19 protein-coding genes and 1 pseudogene are annotated in these 18,278 nt (G+C 66.7%); 12 read left to right on the top strand and 8 right to left on the bottom strand.

Annotated features, from left to right (window positions below):
* Positions 1-5 precede the first annotated feature (5 nt).
* The 5 genes from ACRVY7_RS06450 to ACRVY7_RS06430 all read left to right on the top strand — a co-directional run bounded on the left by ACRVY7_RS06450 (position 6) and on the right by ACRVY7_RS06430 (position 3,837).
* A complete protein-coding gene (locus ACRVY7_RS06450; RefSeq protein WP_431816449.1) occupies positions 6-566 on the top strand; it encodes a hypothetical protein in 561 nt (186 codons plus the stop codon).
* Entirely contained in the window at positions 563-1,222 is a 660-nt protein-coding gene (locus ACRVY7_RS06445; protein ID WP_431816448.1) for a hypothetical protein, read from the top strand. Before ACRVY7_RS06450 ends, ACRVY7_RS06445 begins: the two co-directional genes overlap by 4 nt.
* The gene (locus tag ACRVY7_RS06440; protein WP_431816447.1) at positions 1,219-1,782 is read left to right on the top strand and encodes a hypothetical protein; all 564 of its coding nucleotides are present in this window, start codon (positions 1,219-1,221) and stop codon (positions 1,780-1,782) included. Before ACRVY7_RS06445 ends, ACRVY7_RS06440 begins: the two co-directional genes overlap by 4 nt.
* Before the next feature lie 84 nt (positions 1,783-1,866).
* Positions 1,867-3,078, top strand: a complete 1,212-nt coding sequence (locus tag ACRVY7_RS06435; protein ID WP_431816446.1) for an NAD(P)/FAD-dependent oxidoreductase — start codon at positions 1,867-1,869, stop codon at positions 3,076-3,078.
* A 30-nt stretch (positions 3,079-3,108) separates the two neighbouring features.
* A complete protein-coding gene (locus ACRVY7_RS06430; protein WP_431816445.1) occupies positions 3,109-3,837 on the top strand; it encodes a DNA alkylation repair protein in 729 nt (242 codons plus the stop codon).
* A gap of 35 nt (positions 3,838-3,872) precedes the next feature.
* On the opposite strand, the gene ACRVY7_RS06425 is transcribed toward ACRVY7_RS06430, so the two are convergent.
* The 5 genes from ACRVY7_RS06425 to mftR form a co-directional block, all read right to left on the bottom strand.
* Entirely contained in the window at positions 3,873-5,228 is a 1,356-nt protein-coding gene (locus ACRVY7_RS06425) for a chloride channel protein (protein ID WP_431816444.1), read from the bottom strand.
* The gene (locus ACRVY7_RS06420) at positions 5,225-5,617 is read right to left on the bottom strand and encodes a DoxX family protein (protein ID WP_049698804.1); all 393 of its coding nucleotides are present in this window, start codon (positions 5,615-5,617) and stop codon (positions 5,225-5,227) included. The genes ACRVY7_RS06425 and ACRVY7_RS06420 overlap by 4 nt, the downstream gene beginning before the upstream one ends.
* Position 5,618: 1 nt before the next feature.
* Entirely contained in the window at positions 5,619-6,674 is a 1,056-nt protein-coding gene (locus tag ACRVY7_RS06415; protein ID WP_049698805.1) for a ferredoxin--NADP reductase, read from the bottom strand.
* Between the two features lie 147 nt (positions 6,675-6,821).
* The gene (locus ACRVY7_RS06410) at positions 6,822-7,976 is read right to left on the bottom strand and encodes a lipase family protein (protein ID WP_431816443.1); all 1,155 of its coding nucleotides are present in this window, start codon (positions 7,974-7,976) and stop codon (positions 6,822-6,824) included.
* 151 nt (positions 7,977-8,127) lie between these two features.
* Positions 8,128-8,766, bottom strand: a complete 639-nt coding sequence (gene mftR, locus ACRVY7_RS06405; RefSeq protein WP_431816442.1) for a mycofactocin system transcriptional regulator MftR — start codon at positions 8,764-8,766, stop codon at positions 8,128-8,130.
* A 170-nt stretch (positions 8,767-8,936) separates the two neighbouring features.
* Here mftR and mftA point away from each other — a divergent pair.
* The 4 genes and pseudogenes from mftA to mftD all read left to right on the top strand — a co-directional run.
* Positions 8,937-9,011: pseudogene (mftA, locus tag ACRVY7_RS06400) on the top strand (mycofactocin precursor MftA); the annotation flags it as partial.
* Positions 9,011-9,349 (top strand): mycofactocin biosynthesis chaperone MftB, encoded by a 339-nt coding sequence (mftB, locus tag ACRVY7_RS06395; protein ID WP_431816441.1) that lies wholly within the window; start codon positions 9,011-9,013, stop codon positions 9,347-9,349. The pseudogene mftA and the gene mftB, both read left to right, overlap by 1 nt.
* A gap of 99 nt (positions 9,350-9,448) precedes the next feature.
* On the top strand, positions 9,449-10,729 hold the full coding sequence (mftC, locus tag ACRVY7_RS06390) for a mycofactocin radical SAM maturase (RefSeq protein WP_049698809.1): 1,281 nt from the start codon (positions 9,449-9,451) through the stop codon (positions 10,727-10,729).
* A 90-nt stretch (positions 10,730-10,819) separates the two neighbouring features.
* Positions 10,820-12,022 carry a pre-mycofactocin synthase MftD gene (gene mftD, locus ACRVY7_RS06385; RefSeq protein WP_005203889.1) on the top strand — a complete coding sequence of 401 codons (1,203 nt, stop codon included), beginning with the start codon at positions 10,820-10,822 and terminating at the stop codon, positions 12,020-12,022.
* Here mftD and ACRVY7_RS06380 read toward each other — a convergent pair.
* From ACRVY7_RS06380 to ACRVY7_RS06370, 3 genes are all read right to left on the bottom strand, one after another.
* Positions 12,005-12,271, bottom strand: a complete 267-nt coding sequence (locus ACRVY7_RS06380) for a hypothetical protein (RefSeq protein WP_431816440.1) — start codon at positions 12,269-12,271, stop codon at positions 12,005-12,007. The two genes, mftD and ACRVY7_RS06380, sit on opposite strands and share 18 nt — an antisense overlap.
* 216 nt (positions 12,272-12,487) lie before the next feature.
* Entirely contained in the window at positions 12,488-13,303 is an 816-nt protein-coding gene (locus ACRVY7_RS06375) for a mycofactocin-coupled SDR family oxidoreductase (RefSeq protein WP_431816439.1), read from the bottom strand.
* 52 nt (positions 13,304-13,355) lie between these two features.
* Positions 13,356-14,507 (bottom strand): CaiB/BaiF CoA transferase family protein, encoded by a 1,152-nt coding sequence (locus ACRVY7_RS06370; RefSeq protein WP_431816438.1) that lies wholly within the window; start codon positions 14,505-14,507, stop codon positions 13,356-13,358.
* A 265-nt stretch (positions 14,508-14,772) separates the two neighbouring features.
* Between ACRVY7_RS06370 and mftE the strand changes: the two genes are divergently transcribed.
* The 3 genes from mftE (at position 14,773) to mftG (ending at position 18,258) form a co-directional block, all read left to right on the top strand.
* The gene (gene mftE, locus ACRVY7_RS06365; protein WP_431816437.1) at positions 14,773-15,483 is read left to right on the top strand and encodes a mycofactocin biosynthesis peptidyl-dipeptidase MftE; all 711 of its coding nucleotides are present in this window, start codon (positions 14,773-14,775) and stop codon (positions 15,481-15,483) included.
* A complete protein-coding gene (mftF, locus tag ACRVY7_RS06360; protein ID WP_064870184.1) occupies positions 15,480-16,928 on the top strand; it encodes a mycofactocin biosynthesis glycosyltransferase MftF in 1,449 nt (482 codons plus the stop codon). Before mftE ends, mftF begins: the two co-directional genes overlap by 4 nt.
* A 61-nt stretch (positions 16,929-16,989) precedes the next feature.
* Positions 16,990-18,258, top strand: coding sequence for a mycofactocin system GMC family oxidoreductase MftG (gene mftG, locus ACRVY7_RS06355; RefSeq protein WP_431816436.1), 1,269 nt, complete (start codon positions 16,990-16,992; stop codon positions 18,256-18,258).
* The last annotated feature ends 20 nt before the right edge of the window (positions 18,259-18,278 follow it).

Genomic DNA, 18,278 nt, shown 5'->3' with positions numbered 1-18,278 from the left:
GGAACATGAGTGCTGGGGACACGACCTCAGGGGATTCTCGGGAGCCAACGAGTGAGGCTCGCCGACAACGGATCACCGGAACCCGGATCATCGGAACCCGACGTGCCGTCGTCCTCGTGCTGTGTGCCGCGCTTCTGCTCATCGCCGTGGCGGCGGGCGTCGTGGTGGCGTCGCGCGCGGTGACACACAACAGTGCCGTCGAGCAGACGCGCACCGAGCTGCGTGAGCAGGCTGGGTCGACGGTGGCGGAGGTCTTCACCGTGCACTCGGCGACGTGGCAGGCCGACCGTGCCCGCGCCCGCAGTCTCGTCGCCGGCGACTTCGCGGAAGGTTTTGCCGCGCAACTCGGTCGCGCACCCGACGGCGGCGTGACGGCCGTCGAATGGCGGCCCGGCGACGTCGCGGTGTCGAGTGCGCAGGCAGACTGCGGAACGGTGCTGATGACCGCAACGGTCACCACGACTCGTGCAGATGCCGCTCCGGTCACCGAGAAGCGAACGGTCAGTGCATCATTCGTCGAGATCGACGGTCGCTGGCTCGTGACCGGAGTCGAGGTGCTCGCGTGAGCGACATCAAGAAATCCGAGAACGTGAGACCGGACGAGCCGGGATCGTCGGAGAACGAGCGCGTTCTGGCGGCTGCCTCTCGCGTCGACGAGGCAACTCGGACGGCACGACGCGCGCGGATCGCCGCGGCGGATGCGCTACGCGCGCGTGCCCGACGCCGGTCTCGCTCGCTGCGTATCGGATTGGCCTGTGCCGCAGTGCTCATCGTCTGCGGACTGGTGGCGATCGCCGTCCTCGCAGTGGTCGATCACCGGCAGGATGAACGCGCGGCCGGGCAGCGTGACGCGCTGAACGCCGCACGCGGAGCGGTGACGGCGATGCTCACCGCGACGCCGAAGGACGCGACCGGATACGCCGACCGGATCATCGCGAACAGTACTGGTGCAGAGCATGATCGGCTCAGCAAGGCACGAGATGCACTCGTCGCCGCGGTGTCCTCCACCGAAACCGGGATGTCGGGCTGGGTGATCGCGGCGGGCTTGATCAGCGACCCGACGTCGACGTCGGACGGGGCGCGTGCCGACGCGCTCGTCACCGCTCAGGCCTCCGATCCCGCTCTGCTCGGCGCGGACCCGGACACCGACGTGCTCACGGTGCGCCTGTCGCTGCAACGCGTCGGCGGGACGTGGAAGACCGCCGAGGTGGTGGTGAAATGAGCGCTGGTGCCCGCATGAGACCGCTCGTCGTCCACCACAGGCTGCCGCGTCGTGCGCGCAGAGTGCTTCTCGCGGCGTCGCTGATCGTCGTCGTGGCGTTGGTTGTCGCGGTGGTGTCGTGGACCCGTGCGTACACAGACAGGCCATCACCGGACGACGCGGCGCGCTCGGCGCTGCTGACGGCCACCGAACGGATCGTCGAACAGACGTTGCGTGTGGCACCGAATGCGTCGGAGAAGCAACGAGACACGGTGGCCGCCGGGCTGACCGATCCACTCGCGACCCGGTACGCAGTCCGTGGTCCCGACGCCGTGCTGCCCGGCGCCGTCGCGGGCGGGCTGACCGTCGGAGCCGACGTCGTCGATGCGGGTGTTGCGTCGTACACCACGTCGGCCGCGCGTGTCCTGGTCTTCGTCGACGAGACGCTCGGGAACTCTGCCCGGTCGAGCGACGAGAATTCGCCGACCAGAACCCCTATTGCTCGGTGGGCGCACATGCGTAATGTCGACGGGAACTGGTTACTGGCCGACCTCACACCCGTCGGGGACATCACTCGCTGATGCAGAGGCATCGCCTGGACGCGAGGCATCATTCGCCGACGGCCGTCTATCGGGAAGTGTGATCGTGCCGAACGAGAGGATCTCATGAGCGCAACAGCGGGTGTCGTGATCGTCGGGGCGGGACTCGGAGCGATTCGCGTGGCCGAAAACCTCCGCGCCGCCGGGTACGACAAGCCGATCACGCTGATCGGTGCCGAACCGCACCCGCCGTATGATCGTCCGCCGCTGTCGAAGTCGGTGCTGCTGGGCAAGGACGACCGGGTCGACCTCAAACCGGCTGCCTTCTATACCGATTCCGATATCACGCTGCGTCTCGGTACCACCGTCGACTCCGTTGACACCGACGCGAAGACCGTGACGGTGGTCGACGAGGCGGGCGAGCGCGGCGTCGTCGAATACGAGACATTGGTGCTCGCGACAGGACTGCGGCCGCGTGCGTTCCCGGGCACCGATGAGATGTCGGGTGTGCACACCCTGCGCACGTTCGCCGATGCGCTCGCGGTGCGATCGGCCATCGATGCGGCGCAGAACGCGGTGGTGATCGGCGCGGGATTCATCGGCTGCGAGGTGGCGGCGAGTCTCTCGTCGCAGGGAATCGATGTCACCATCGTCGAGCCGGCACCCACGCCGCTCGCACTTGCGCTGGGGCCACGGATCGGAGCGCTCGTCACGCGGATGCACGAGGCCAACGGGGTCACGGTACGAACGGGGGTTGGCGTCGCCGAGATCGTGGCGGGCGAGGGCGGCGCGGTCCGCGAGATCAGGCTCGACGACGGGTCGGTCCTGCCCGCCGACCTCGTCGTCGCCGGGATCGGGTCCACACCGGTGACCGATTACCTCGACGGTTCGAATATCGACCTCGCGCCCCGCGAGGTCGGCGGCGGAATCGCTTGCGACGCACAGGGTCGCACGTCTGTGCCGGGCGTGTATGCGGTCGGCGACGTCGCCAACTGGCTCGACGACGGGGGCGATCCACGCCGCGTCGAACACTGGAACCACACGGTCGAGCAGGCCGCGGTCGTGGCCGCAGGCATCACCGGTGGAGAAGGGGTGACGGCCGCCGTGCCGTACTTCTGGAGCGATCAGTTCGACCTCAAGATCCAGGTACTCGGCGATCCGCGAGCAGACGACGAGGTCCACGTCGTCTCCGACGACGGCAAGAAGTTCCTCGCCTACTACAGCAGGGACGGCATGCTCACCGCGGTCGTCGGCGCGGGCAAGGTCGGCGCCGTGATGAAGACACGTCCGAAACTGCAGACACCGACGCCGATTTCGGAGCTTGTGACCGACGCGTGAGGCATGCCGTCGAAGCGTCGGGAGGCTCGGATGGCTGACGTGGGAGGGTCCGCAGAGGACGTGATCGCCGCGGTCGACGCACTGGCCGATCCGGAGCGCGCCGCGTCGATGGCGTCGTACTTCCAGGCGCATCCGGGCGGCTACGGCGGCGACGATGAGTTTCTCGGTGTCCGCGTGCCCCAACTGCGGGCGATCGCCAAGCGGTTCCGCGGGATCAGTCGCGGCGAGGTCCGTACTCTGCTCACCTCGCGTCTCCACGAGGTGCGACTGGCCGGATTGTTCTGCGCGCGTGACGGATTCGACCGTGCCGATGCCGCGGAGGCCGACCTGTGGGTCGCGGACTACCTGGCGGCGGTGGCCGCGGGGGCTGTGAACAACTGGGACCTCGTCGACTCGTCAGCCGATCCGATACTCGGTGAATGGTCGTGGCAGCACGGCGATGTCGATGTGCTAGTGGATTTTGCTGCGCGAGATGATCTGTGGGAGAAGCGGATCGGCATCATCGGGACCTTCGCATGGATCAAACACGGTGATGCGCAGGCGCTTGCGGCGGTTGCGCCGCTGGTGATCGACGACCGCCGCCCGCTGATCCAGAAGGCATTCGGGTGGATGCTGCGCGAGATGGGCAAGCGCGTCGACGCCACGGCGCTCACGTCCTATCTCGACGACCACGCCGCCCACATGGGCCGTACCGCACTGGGATACGCCGTCGAACACCTCGATCCGGAGGCGCGGGCCCACTACCGGTCACTGCGCTGAGCGCACGGTTGCTGCTGCGCTGAGCGCACGGGCTGCTACTGCGTTGAGGGTGGATGCTTGGCCGCTTTGTCGGCTCGTAGCATGCGTTCGCGGAGGTCGTCGTAGATCGGTGGGCTGCGGACGAGCGAGGCGATCACGACGGCACCGGCGCCGGCAGCGAGCATCGGGAGGGCGGCGCTGGTGACCGTCGTCATCTCGATCACCAGGATGATGCCGGTGAACGGGGCTCTGACCACGGAGGCGAACAGGCTCGACATGCCGACCAGTACGAGGGGTAGTGCGAGCTCGGTGGCGAGGGTGGACGAGAAGAGGTTGATCAACCAGGCGAAGAGAAGTCCGGACAGTGCGCCGAGCGCGAGCATCGGTGCGAAGAGTCCTCCCGGTGTGCCTGCCGAGTAGGAGAGCGGGCCTGCGATGAACCGGATGGCCAGAAATCCGAGGAGTGACAGGATCGCGATCCGGTGGCCGTCGAGGATGCGTTGGGTGAGTGAGTCGCCGCCACCGGCCAGGTCGGGTGAGATCAGCAGCAGTGCGCCGATGGTCGCGCCGATTGCCGCGGCCTTCACAACCGCCGGAATGCGGTGCAGCGCTTCGAACCACGACAGGCATGCTCTGATCAGCCAGTTGTAGCCGACACCGAGGAGTCCGACGAGGACGCCGAAGACGATGAAGAGCGGCAACGTAGCCAGCGCAGGAGCGGATACGTTCGAGACCTTGAAGTCGGGCATGTCACCGAGGACGACGCGCGAGCACGTGACCGCTGTCGCGACCGCTGCAAGCGTCCACACGACCTCTCGGATGCGGACCTTCTTGGCGACCTCCTCGAAGACGAACATCGCGCCGCCGATCGGTGCGTTGAACGCCACGGCCAGGCCGGCGCCGGACAGGACTGTCTGCAGGCCACGGATCTCGTCGGTCGTCGCGCGTGCGAAACGTCCTGCCGCAGCGCCGATTGCTGCGGCCATGTGCACCGTCGGGCCTTCGCGACCGAGCACGAGGCCACCGACGCCGATCGACAGCAGCCCTCCGACGAAGCGGGCAGGCACGACCATCAACGTGGGTGGCTCGGCCTGTCCACGTTCGACGGCTTCGACGTGTTGGATTCCGCTTCCCGCTGCGCGTGGCACCTTGATGGCGATCCACGTCGCGGCGGCCGCGGCCGCAGCCGAGATGGCCAGCGGGACAAGCCACCCCACAGGTCCGTGATGATCAGACCAGTCGACGACGTCGACCCGCCAGGCGTCGAGTCGGGTGAGCAGCCAGCGGAACGCGCCGCCCACGAAGCCGGCGACCACGCCCGCCGCGGCCGCGACAAGGGTCAGCAGAACCAGCGCCCGCGCGTCGAGGCGGTCGTCGTCGGTGCGGTGAAAGCTGTGGTCGTCGGTGGTCACTTCGAGTGGCGGAAGACTTTCACGGCTGCTGCGATGAGTGGAATCTGAAGGGGGAGTCGGCCTATCGCGATCGCCTTGTACACCGGAGGCTTGTGCCACCACATGCGGACCATGTTGATGTTGGCCGGGTAGACCGCGACGAACAGTGCGGCAGCCGATCCCGCCGCAAGTCGACGGGTCTGCGGCACAAGCAATCCGGCGCCGATGCCGACTTCGGCGACACCCGACGCGTAGGTCAGTGTGCGGGCGTCGGTGCCGAGCGCTCCGGCGATCTCGGGTGGCACGATTTCGTCGAAGGGTTTGGGTGCGGCGAAGTGCAACGCGCCCATTCCGAGCAGCATGCCGCCGAGCACGCGTGCCAGACGGTTGGAGGAGACGTCTGGCGCCATGTCAGAACTCGATTCGCAGTCGGTCGGATGTGGGGTGTGCCTGACAACCCAGGATGTAGCCGTCCTCGATGTCTTCGGGGTCGAGCGCGCCGTCGTTGTCCATCTCGACGCTACCCTCGGTCAATGTGCAGGCGCACGAACCACATTCGCCCTCCTGGCACGAGTACGGGGCGTCGAGCCCGGCGTCGAGCATGATGTCGATGAGCGATCGACTCCGCGGCCAGGTGAGTTCGTGTGTCTCACCGTCGAGTTCGACCTCGACGGTGGCCGCTGCGGCCTGTTCGTCGGCGGAGACCTCGGCGAGCTCGTGGTCGGCGAAGGGATCGCCGGAAAGGGAGTTGTACACCTCGGTGTGAACGTCGTGGTGTGCGAACCCTGCGGTATCGAGAGCGCGGTGTACCGCGTCCATGAACGGGCCGGGACCACACATGTATGCGGTGTGCCCGACATAGGGAGAGAAGATCTCGGCGAGCGCGGCGTCGGTGGGGAGGCCCCTGTCGGTCTCGAGCCAGTGGACGACGGTCAGCCGATCCGCGTTGGCGCCGACGAGTTCGTCGAGTTCCGTCGAGAAGATGACGTCGTCGACGCTGCGGTTGGCATAGAAGAAGACCACCGGGACGCTCGACGACGCGAGGGCGGTCTTGAGGATCGACATCACCGGAGTGACGCCGCTGCCGGCGGCGATGAGGAGTAGCGGGTCGTCGAGAGTGCGCGGAGTGAACACCCCCGACGGTGGGAGTACCTCGATCTGGGTGCCCGCGGCGAGGTTGTCGCACACCCAATTCGAGCCGTAGCCGTCGACGGTCCGCTTCACCGTCACCTTGGGCAGCGCGTCTGTCGCGGGCGAGGAGGCCAGCGAGTAGCAACGTGCCACCGAGCCGGTCTGCTCGCTGGGGATGCGAAGAGTGAGGAACTGGCCCGGCTTGTAGTCGGTGAACGCGTCCTTGTGTTCGTCGGGGATCTCGAACACGATCGAACGCGCATCGGCGGTCTCGTCGATCACGTCGGCCACGGTCAGGATCACACTGCGTGATCCATGCGGGGTCAGTTCTGCCATCTCGCGGACTCTCCTGCGTGCTGTCGTTCTCGACTCATAACGAGAACACGTTCTAGTTCAGGCTAGCGTAGCCGATCGGCCCAGGGTATCGGCTGGACCGTGGGCTCGTCGGGGCAGGACCGTCGGGGAGCGAGAGTCTGGCGCGAACTAGGCGAGTGCCGTCCGCAGGAAGTCGTCCCACGCCGCCCACTGGGCTGCGTTCATCTCGGTGTGGCTACCGGTCCCCAGCACGGTCCGATGGTCGATACCGTTGGCGACGAAGTCGGCTTCCAGCTTGGCGTGCAGCGGCGAGGGGACTGTGAGGTCGAGTGCGTTGAACAGGAGCAGCGTCGGCTTGGTGTACCCCGATGTCGGCACCGCCATGTACCTGTCCAGAGATGCACGCAGTTCCGGAGAACCGAGTGGCTTGGCAAGCAGGCTCCCGAACGCGGTTCCCGCTGGAACCGTCGGGGCCGGGCAGCCGTTGCCGACCTTGTCGACGAGGCTGCGTCCATACGGCGACAGGTAGCTGTTGACGTCGACGGCCGGGTCGGCGACGCGATTGCCCGCCAGGACGGCGAGCAGGTAGCCGTAGGCCTTCTCCAGTACGGCAGGCGCCGGCGGGACGTACGGCCCGAGGAAGGCCATCACCTTCTCGACGTCGGATTCGGGGTCGACGGCAATGGCGCCGCGGAAATCGGTTGGCGCGCCGTACCTGCTCTGCATGTGCGCGGTGGCCAGTGCGGCCTGCCCACCCTGCGACGGACCGGCTACCACCCACTTCTTGGCAAGACTCGGTTCGACGCTGCGTGCCGCATACAGGAGGTCGATGGTTGCCGCGCCCTCGGAGTCGTTGTTCAGGTAGGGGTGCACGCCGGTTTCGAAGCGCCCGAGGCCGACGTAATCGGGCGCGACGACCGCGTAGCCGGACGCCAACAGACGGGACGTGAACCTGTCCGCCTTCGCGTCCGGGCCGCTCTGACCGCCGCAGCCCGGCCCGTAGCCGGACGTGCCGTGGGTGTAGGCGACGACGGGCCAGCCTCCCGCGGGTGCCTTGCCCGCGGGCAGCAGTAGTCCGCCGCTGGCGGGCACAGGCTTGCCGTCTGCCCCGCGCGTCCAGTAGTCGATCGCGACGCCCCTGGCGGCGCCACGCCAACCGTCGGGACGCGCCTGGGTGCCGATAAGCGTTCCGGCGGAACCGGATTGGGATGCGGCCGGCGCTTGCGCGGGAGGAGCGGCGTCGGCGAGCGGCGCCGCCACCGCCAGGCTCAGTGCAGCGGCGGCCGCGGCGAGCGCCGCTCTGGTGGATACGGCGACTCTCACGACTGCGACCTCCGGAAGAACTGTGAATTGTTAGGCCAGCGCAGAATACGGGGCCGGCGCCGAAGAAACACGTGTTTCTGACAGATGCGCAGGAAGCTTTGCTCGCGTCTGTCAGAAACACGTGTATTTGCGCGCGGGGTGGGCGGGTGTATTAGTGCAGAGCGCTCACGCCGTCGGCCAGGGTCTCGCAGCCCGACACGATCAGTGCGGTGAGGTCGGAGTCGGGGTGTGCGAGCCACTGCTCGTAGGCGGCGAGGGTGGTGCCGAGGCACATCCAGCCGATGGTCTGCGGAACGTGGTCGTCGACGTCGAGTCTCAGTCTGCGCGCACAGAATTCGGCTACCACACGACGCCACTCCGCGTACATAAGCATCGAATGTGCCTGCAGCGCGGGTACTCCCAGGAGAAGTGACATTCGACGACGATGGTGTTCGAGGTAGTCGTCGTCGACGGCGTTGAACGAGACCAGAGCGTCGGTCAACGCCGCGGCGATGGGGAGGTCCGCGGGGATCTCGGCGAGTAGGGTGCGCATCTCGTCGAGATGTGCGTCGAAGTCGCCCCAGCAGATCGCGTTCTTCGACGGGTAGTACCGGAACAGCGTGCGCCTGGCGATGCCAGCGGCGTCGGCGATGTCGTCGACGCTGGTGTTCTCGAAGCCCGACTCGGTGAACATGTCGATCGCGATCGTGCTGATCTCGTCGCGCGTCGTGATCGGCCTGCGACCCGGTGACCCTGCGGCTCTGCCGCCTGGAGCGACAGCGCGGGTCGGGGTGGGGTCCGAAGGGTTCATCCTCACCTGTCCATCCGGATAGTTTTCGCTTTCAGGTGTTTTCCTGCACCCGGTGCCATTATAGTGTGGCGTGATCCACTTCACTTCACCAACACAAGGAGGTCTGGATCATGGCAGATCAGTCAGCCAAGTCTGCACAGGATGTTGCGGCAACCACCGGCGTTCCGGCAGATGTCGACGCCGAACTCGTGGGCGAGTCGCTCGTCGAAGAGGTGTCGATCGACGGGATGTGCGGGGTCTACTGATGTCCGCACCGACATCCCTTCCGGTCACCGGGGGTCGCGACGCGGCCACCGGTGATCCGGTACCGACGTCCCACTCGTTCGACCCGACGCAGGCGTGGCAGCTCAACCCGAAGGTCGCGCTGCGGCCCGAGCCGTTCGGCGCGCTGCTCTATCACTTCGGAACCCGCAAGCTCTCGTTCCTCAAGAATCTCGCGGTGGTCGGCATAGTCGAGTCCCTGCGCGATCACGACAGCGCCGACGACGCGCTGCACGCCGCGGGCATCGACAGCGCTTCGCGACCGCTCTACCTCCAGGCCCTCGGCGCGCTCGCGTCGTCGGAGATGATCTGTCGGCGCTGATTTTTCCGACAGTGAATTTCTGACGTGGCCTGAACTCCAGCCCGCAGGAGACCAGCCCTCTTCGTGCCTGCTCGTCCACGCAAGCTTCAAGGAGCCACCATGACCACACTCGAGTTGCCGCCCAGCGCAACTGAACTCGCTGCGACCACCGCGATCGCGACGTCGGCCCGCCCGCCGAAGGTCGGTCGGCTCGTCGACCAGTTCGAGAAGGGCCTCGACGCCCCGATCTGTCTCACCTGGGAACTCACCTACGCCTGCAATCTGGCGTGCGTGCACTGTCTCTCGTCGTCGGGTAAACGCGATCCCCGCGAGCTCTCCACCGAGCAGTGCAAAGCGATCATCGACGAGTTGCAGCGCATGCAGGTCTTCTACGTGAACATCGGCGGCGGCGAACCGACTGTGCGACCGGACTTCTGGGAGCTCGTCGACTATGCCACCAGTCATCAGGTGGGAGTCAAGTTCTCCACCAACGGTTTACGTATCGACAAGGCGGTCGCACAGCGGCTGGCAGCGTCGGACTACGTCGACGTGCAGATCTCGCTCGACGGCGCCACCGCAGAGGTCAACGACGCCGTCCGCGGACCGGGCTCCTTCGACATGGCGGTACGGGCACTCGAGAACTTGTCCGATGCCGGATTCCGCGACGCCAAGATCAGCGTCGTGATGACGCGGCAGAACGTCGCGCAACTCGACGAGTTCAAGGCGCTCGCAGATCGCTATGGCGCCACGCTGCGCATCACGCGGTTGCGTCCGTCGGGTCGCGGCGCCGACGTCTGGGATGACCTGCACCCGTTGCCGTCTCAGCAACGCGAGCTCTACGAATGGCTTGTGGCACATGGTGAGAACGTGCTCACCGGCGACTCGTTCTTTCACCTCTCGGCATTCGGATCAGGTAGCGGTGGGGGTCTGCCCGGCCTGAATCTGTGCGGCGCAGGACGCGTGGTCTGCCTGATCGATCCTGTCGGCGACGTCTACGCGTGTCCTTTCGCGATTCACGAGAACTTCCTCGCGGGCAACATCGTCTCCGACGGTGGGTTCAAGGAGATCTGGCAGAACTCCGACCTCTTCACCGAACTACGCGAGCCGCAAAACGCCGGCGCCTGCACGAAGTGTGCGCACTTCGACGCCTGCCGCGGCGGCTGCATGGCGGCCAAGTTCTTCACGGGTCTGCCGCTCGCGGGTCCCGACCCCGAATGCGTGCAGGGTTTCGGTGAGGAGCTGCTCGCCGGCGAGCGATCCAAACCCACTGCGAACAAAGATCATTCGCGTGGGACACCCCTGACCCTGATGACTCGCAGGCCCGACGGCGACCTGGCGCCGGTCGGCGGCCCGCCGTCGAAGAACTGCGACGAGAACCCGCTCGCGGGTTTCTCGCTGTAACAACCCAGCACGAGCACGCACCCCGCTCGGTCCGACGCCGGGCTTGTCCGAATGTGCCCGCGGCATGATGAAATAGGTAGGAACACAACCATGGTCAGCAATCCCTGGGCGAGAAACCCCTGGTTCGAGACGGTCCAAGAGGCGCAGCGTCGAGCAAAGAAGCGCTTGCCGAAGTCGGTCTATTCGTCGTTGATAGCGGGAACGCAGGGTGGACACACCACCCACGACAACGTCGCCGCGTTCGACGAGATCGAGTACACGCCACATGTTGTCGGTGCCCAACCCGATCGCGAGTTGGCGACGACCGTCATGGGCCAGGAACTCTCGTTCCCGGTGATGATCTCCCCGACGGGCGTGCAGGCCGTCGATCCCGACGGCGAGGTCGCGGTGGCTCGGGCAGCAGCGGCCCGTGGAACCGCAATGGGGTTGAGTAGCTTCGCATCTCACCCGATCGAAGAGGTCACGGCTGTCAACGACAAGATCTTCTTCCAGATCTACTGGCTCGGCAGTCGCGACGACATCCTCGCCCGCGCCATGCGCGCTAAGGAGGCTGGCGCCAAGGGCCTCATCGTCACCACCGACTGGGTGTTCAACATCGGGCGCGACTGGGGGAGCCCGGAGATCCCGGAGAAGGTCGACTTCAAGGCGCTGCTGCGGCTGGCACCGGAGATCGCGGTCAAACCACGCTATGCACTCGACTGGATCCAGGACGGCAAGATCATCATCCCGGACCTGACCGCGCCGAACGTCTCCAAGGGCAAGGGACAGCCGGGACCGACGTTCTTCGGCGCCTACGGCGAGTGGATGAACACCCCGCCGCCCACCTGGGACGACCTGCAGTGGCTGCGCGAGCAGTGGGGCGGACCGTTCATGGTCAAGGGCGTCACGCGGCTCGACGACGCCAAGCGCGCAGTCGACATCGGCGCCACGGCGCTGTCGGTCTCCAACCACGGTGGCAACAACCTCGACGGCACTCCCGCCACGATCCGCCTTCTTCCGGGCATCGCCGACGCCGTCGGAGACCAGATCGAGGTGCTGCTCGACGGCGGTATACGCCGCGGCAGCGACGTCGCCAAGGCCGTTGCCCTCGGCGCTCGCGCGGTGATGGTCGGCCGCGCCTACCTGTGGGGCCTGGCCGCCAACGGCCAGGCCGGCGTCGAGAATGTCCTCGACCTGCTCCGCATGGGACTCGACGGCGTCGTGATGGGCTTGGGCCACAAGAGCGTTCACGAACTCTCGCGCGACGACCTGATCATCCAGCCGGGCTTCGAGCGGTCATTCGGCGACGCCTGACCCTGCACGCGGCGCACCGTCGAGCGCGCACTTCTGCGCGTCGACTGTGCGCTCCGTCGTGCCGACTGTGCGCTTAATACTGCCGACTGTGCGCCGTATTTCGCCGAGCGTGCGCTGCGTTGCGTCGACTGTGCGCCTCTGATCGTCGAGTGGGTACTTATCGACGTCGAGCGTGCGTCGCGGGTCGTCGAGTGGGCGCTTGATCTCGTCGAGTGTGCGCCGGATGTGACCTGCTTGCTGAATAGCCAAGTGGGGGAGCGACGTTCGTCACTCGCTGCGCCGCACAGTCGACCGTCTGCGCCGCACAGTCGACGGTCAGGAGCGCCCAGTCGACGGTCTGGAGCGCCCAGTCGACGGTCTGGAGCGCCCAGTCGACGCTCTTAAGCGCACAGTGGACGTTCTCGAGCGCCCAGTCGACGGTCTCGAGCGCCCAGTCGGCAGTGCGGAGCGCACGCCCGACGCGGCTCAGACCTTTGAATTGCCCATGTCGATCTGGAACTGGGCGCCGGTGACGGCGCGGGCCGACGGTGAGGTCAGGTACAGCACGGCGTCGCTGATGTCGTCGGTGGAGGCGACGGGGAAGTGGTCCATCATCGAGATGAAATACCTTGTGTACTCGCCCATCTCGAAGATCCGCATGGCGGAGGTGTCGGCGATGCCCATGGGCGTGTCGACCGCGTACGGGTGCACGGAGTTGACGCGAACATTCTTGGGCGCCAACTCTTTCGCGGTCGTCTGGGCCAAGCCGGTGAGTGCATACTTCGACGCGCTGTACGCGGCTTGCATCGGCATGGCCTTGAGTCCCGCGACCGACGAGACGACCACGATCGACCGGTTGTCGGCGTCGTTGTCGAGCAGTGCTGGGATGGTGGCGCGCATGGTCTTCCACGTGCCGGTGACGTTGACGTCGAGAACGTCGGCGAACTGCTGCTCCGGTAGTTCCCACGTGAAGCCCCACGACAAGATGCCCGCGTTGGCTACGACATGGTCGAGTCGGCCGAACTGCTCGACGCCGTCGGCGACCAGCTGCTCCTGGAAGGCGAGGTCGCGCGTATCACCCTGGCGGGCAAGGATTTTGCCGCCGACTTCCTCGACGAGCCTTACGGTCTCGGCGAGGTCGGCCTCTGTCGACGGCGGGTAGGTGATGTAGTCGGCAACGGTGTCGGCGATGTCGAGACCGATGATCGATGCGCCCTCACGCGCAAAACGGATGGCGTGGTTACGACCCTGACCGCGCGCGATACCCGTGATGTAGACGACTGTGCCGTCGAACTGTCCCATGGGCAGAACTGTAACACGTTCTAGTTATCGCGCGCGGTCGGATCTGTCGAGTTCAGTCCGTCCAGACGGCGGCGGCGTCGACGGCCTCACGATCGGGGCCACGCGGGGTCGACGGTGCGGTCCGCGAGAACCGTGGAGCCACCTGTGCCTGGCGAACTCCGTCGATCTCCACGAGGTTGGCGCGGGCGGCCATATGCGGATCGTCGGGCGCCTCGGCGAACGTGAGCACCGGTGACACGCAGGCGTCCGTTCCGTCGAAGATCTTGGCCCACTCGTCGCGAGTACGCGACGCAAACGTCTCGGTGAAGATCTGCCTCAGCTTCGGCCAGTTGGCGACGTCGTTCTGCCCGGGAAGATCGGCATCGGTCAGGCCGAGGCCGCGGAGCATCTCCGCGTAGAACTGCGGCTCGATAGCCCCGGCGGCCATGTACTTGCCGTCCGACGTCTCGTAGACCTCGTAGTACGGTGCGCCGGTATCGAGCATGTTCGTGCCCTGCTCGTCGCTCCACAAACCGGTGCCTCGAAACGCCCAGATCATCTGTCCCAGAACGGAAGCGCCGTCGACCATCGCGGCGTCGACAACCTGTCCGCGACCCGACGACGCGCGTTCGACCAGTGCCGCGAGGACACCCATCACCAAGAACATCGAACCGCCGCCGAAGTCGCCGACGAGGTTCATCGGCGGCACCGGACGCTCGCCTGCCCGACCGATTGCGTGCAGCATTCCGGTGAGCGAGATGTAGTTGATGTCGTGACCGGCCTGTGGCGCGCGCGGGCCCTGCTGGCCCCAACCGGTCATGCGTCCGTAGACGAGGCGCTCATTGACCGACTCCAGATCCGACGGACCAAAGCCCAGACGTTCCATGACGCCGGGACGGAAACCCTCGAGCAGAACGTCAGCTTTACCGATGAGTCGCAGGATCTCCTCCCGGTCGGCCGGATCCTTGAGGTTGGCCTCGACGACGCGCCTGCCCCGCAGGAGTGCGTCGGCGTTGCGCGCCGGATCGGGTAGCTGACCTGGCCGCTGGATGCGGATCACGTCGGCTCCGAGGTCGGCCAACATCATCGCGGCGTGCGGGCCGGGACCGATGCCCGCGAACTCGACGACCCGTACACCGTTCAGCGGACCACCTGTACCAACGCTTTTCGACGATGCGCCCGCGTTCGGCTCGCCTGCCGCGTCGGGCGTCGACGGTGCGTTCATGGAATTCCTCCCACTCGAATTGGTGCGTCCACCTGTGTGGTGGGCGTCACGCCGTGGCCTCAGAATGCCATACCGAGCGATCGTTCGGCAGAGCCGGGGGCGATCGTTCGGCAGAGCCGGGGGCGATCGTTCGGCAGAGCCGGGGGCGAACGATCACCGTGGGCGCACGTCCGCAGAACGCCTCGATGCGCACTCAGAAGAAATAGGTCAACAAAGTTTTCGGCGGCGGTTACCTCGCGCGCTTCACATCGGTAAAGTCGACCCAATGACGCGTCCGGCGACTTTGAGTTCGTGCACTTGGCCGGAACTGGAGAATTCTGCGACGACGCTCCTGGTCGCGGTCGGATCGCTCGAACAACACGGGCCACATCTACCGCTCGACACCGACACCCGCATCGCGAGTGCGGTGGTGGCGCGTGTTCACGCGACCCTCGACGACTCGTCGACACTCATCGCGCCGCCCCTGGGCTACGGCGCGAGCGGTGAGCATGAGGGCTTTCCCGGCACCATCTCTCTCGGCCATGACGCGCTGCGCAGTGTGCTCGTCGAGTACGGGCGTAGCGCCTGCCGGTGGGCGCAGCGCATCGTGTTCGTCAACGGCCACGGTGGCAACGCATCGACTCTGGTCGACGCGATCGGTCTGCTCCGCTACGAGGGCCGCGACGTCGCGTGGTATCCGTGCGCCTTCGACGGGGCAGACGCGCACGCGGGTACGACGGAAACATCGGTGCTGCTTCACCTTTCGCCAGATTCTGTACGCCGGGACAGCGTCGTGGTCGGCAATCGTGCGCCCGTTGCGACGCTGCTACCGGCGATGCGTGACGGGGGTGTGGCCTCGGTGAGTGCCAACGGCGTTCTGGGCGATCCGACGACGGCGTCGGCGAACGAGGGTGCCGCGCTGGTCGATGGACTGGTTGGTCGACTCGGTGCCGCGATCCGAGAATGGGACGTCGCCGAGAACGGGCGCCTGCGATGAACGCACCCACCGACGCGCCCGCGGCGCCCGCACCGAGCCGCGACCTTCCGAACGGCTTCCAGGTCCAGATCGATCTGCGATGTGCCCGGCACGGCGATCTGCGCTACCTCGTCGGCGGCTCGCCGACTCGCTTGATGCGGCTCTCCGACGCCGCGCTGGGGATGACATCTGTCGACGGTCGCATCGAGGTGTGCGACGGCCCGACCCGAACGCTGGCCCGACGCCTCCTCGACGCGGGAATGGCCAACCCCCGCCCCATGCACGGACCGTCGACCGACGACGTCACGATCGTTGTTCCGGTGCGCGACAACCAATCCGGCGTCGACCGTCTCCTGAACGCCGTCGGTGGCGTCAAGGTGATCGTCGTCGACGACGGTTCGCGGACTCCCATCGTCGCGCAGGGTCCGCAGGTGCGCGTGCTCCGTTTCGACGAGAACCACGGACCGGCGGCCGCACGAAATGCGGGTGCCGCAGCTGCCGACACCGAGTTCATCGCCTTCCTCGACTCCGACGTGGTCCCGCACAGCGACTGGCTGATGATGCTGCTCGGTCACTTCTCCGATCCGGCAGTGGCGATCGCCGCGCCGCGCATCGTCGGGCTCGACCGCGACGACGAGCGTGGCGACCACCACAAGCGATCACTCGCCGAGCGCTACGAGAACGGCCATTCTTCCCTCGACATGGGGCCCAGCGAGGCGGGTGTCGTCCCGGGAACCCCGATCGCGTACGTGCCGAGTGCGGCAATGTTGGTGCGTGCGAGCGCCTTTGACGGATTCGACGAGTCGCTGCGCGTCGCCGAGGACGTCGACCTGTGCTGGCGGACGCATGAGAACGGCTGGCGTATTCGCTACGACCCGATCGCGACGGTCGCGCACGATCATCGCACCAGCATGCGCACCGTGCTCGGACGACGACGGTTTTACGGCACCGGCGCGGCGTTCCTCGCCGAGCGTCATGGCGAGTCGGTCGCTCCGGTCGTGATGTCGATGTCGATGGCCGCAGCGGTGGCGGCGTTGCTCACGCACACCAGGATCGGTCTCGCGGTGGCGGTGGTGATCCTGCTCCGCGTGGGGCATCGGCTCCGCACACGACTGGGCGAACTGCCGGAGGCCACACGTGTGTCCGCACAGATGACCTCGCGGGCAACCTTCTTCGGACTGCTGCAGGCGGCGGGCGCGGTGTGTCGTCACTATTGGCCCGTCGCGTTGCTGCTGGCGCTGATCTCACCGAGATTCCGACGGATCGTCATCGAGATCGCGATCGCCGAAGGCGTCGTGGAGTGGATTCGCTCCGTCGCCGCGGAACCGGCGGTGGCGCCGACCATGGGGCCGTTCGGCTATCTGCTGTGCCGACGTCTCGACGATCTCGCGTACGGCACCGGGCTCTGGCAAGGGGTGGTCACGCATCGTGACCTCGCGGCGTTGCGTCCGGTACTGACGCCGTAGCGGCGTCGAATTCGACTGTGCCGTGCCCACATCGACTGCGAACCGAGACAGCGTTGATGTCGTGATAGTCGGCGCGGGCAGCGCCGGGTGCGTGCTCGCCGAACGACTGTCACGTCACGAGAAGCGATCGGTGCTCGTGCTCGAGCAGGGACCGTCGGAGTGGCCGGGTACCGACGTCCTCGACCTGCGCAGGTTGCCGATCGGCGACGGCGAGCGCTATGTCACCCAACATCGTGAGTCGTCCGGATTGCCGGTGGTCCGCGGGCGTGGGCTCGGCGGATCGTCGGCCGTCAACGGCGCCTACTTCATGCGCTTTCATCGTGACGACTTCGACGCCTGGCAGGGGCCGTGGACACCCGATGTCATCGACAAGGCGTACGCCGAAGTCGACGAGAAGATGGGGGTGCATCCCTTCCCCGACGCTGATCTCGCCCCCACCGCGCTCGCGTTCGAGAAATATTGGGGAGAAACATATTCGACCCGCCAGCTCCACGACCCGTGGCCGCTGGTCGGGGTCAATCGAGTGCGCTCGAACAGCGTCGACGGGATTCGACGGACCGCCGCGGACGCCTATCTGCGTCCGCACATGAACCGGCCGAATCTGCGGGTCCGTACGGGCGTGAAGGTCGAGCGGGTGTTGCTCGCCGATGCGAAGGCTGTCGGTGTGGTGTGCGACGGTCGCGACATCCGCGCACGCGAGGTGATCCTGTGCGCCGGAACCCTCGGCAGCGCCGCGGTGTTGTTGAGGTCGGGCGTCGCAGGCGAGCGCATGCGCGTACACGAGCACCGCGAGGTGCTCGTCGGATATCGCCTCCGCGAGCAACCCGAACCGGGCCCGTTGCTGCCGACGGTCGTGCATACCGGCGATGGTCTCGAGATCCGCTGTTACCGAGACGATTTCGCGCGGTACGTCGGAGGTCTCACGCTATCCGGTCCAGCTGTCGGAGTGGCGGCGATGTCGCCCGGTGCGCCGGGCGAGGTGTATCTCGACGGCGTGGACGCCGGCGTTCGGCTCGACCGGCCGGAAGATCGAGTACTGCGCGATATGGCGCGAACCGCGCACGAGGTGGTCGAGATGTTGAGGTCGTCGGAGTTCGGTGGGCTCGTCGTCGCCGACTCGATCGCCATCGACCCCGTGCTGCGCACCTCACAACATGCCTGGGGGTCGATGCCGATGGGCGGGCGCACCGACTGGCTCGGCGCGGTGCGAGGGGTCGGGCACCTGCGGGTTGTCGACGGTTCCATCCTCCCGTCTGCAGGCCGTAGCGGACCTCATGCCACCACGATGATGGTCGCAGCGGTGATCGGGGACGTCGTCGCCGCGAAGTGAGCCGCAAACATGGGATGTTA

Source organism: Gordonia jacobaea (assembly GCF_965344965.1).
Taxonomy (GTDB): domain Bacteria; phylum Actinomycetota; class Actinomycetes; order Mycobacteriales; family Mycobacteriaceae; genus Gordonia; species Gordonia jacobaea.
The sequence above is the reverse complement of the archived record's forward strand: the minus strand, read 5'-3'. Positions and strand labels throughout refer to the sequence as shown.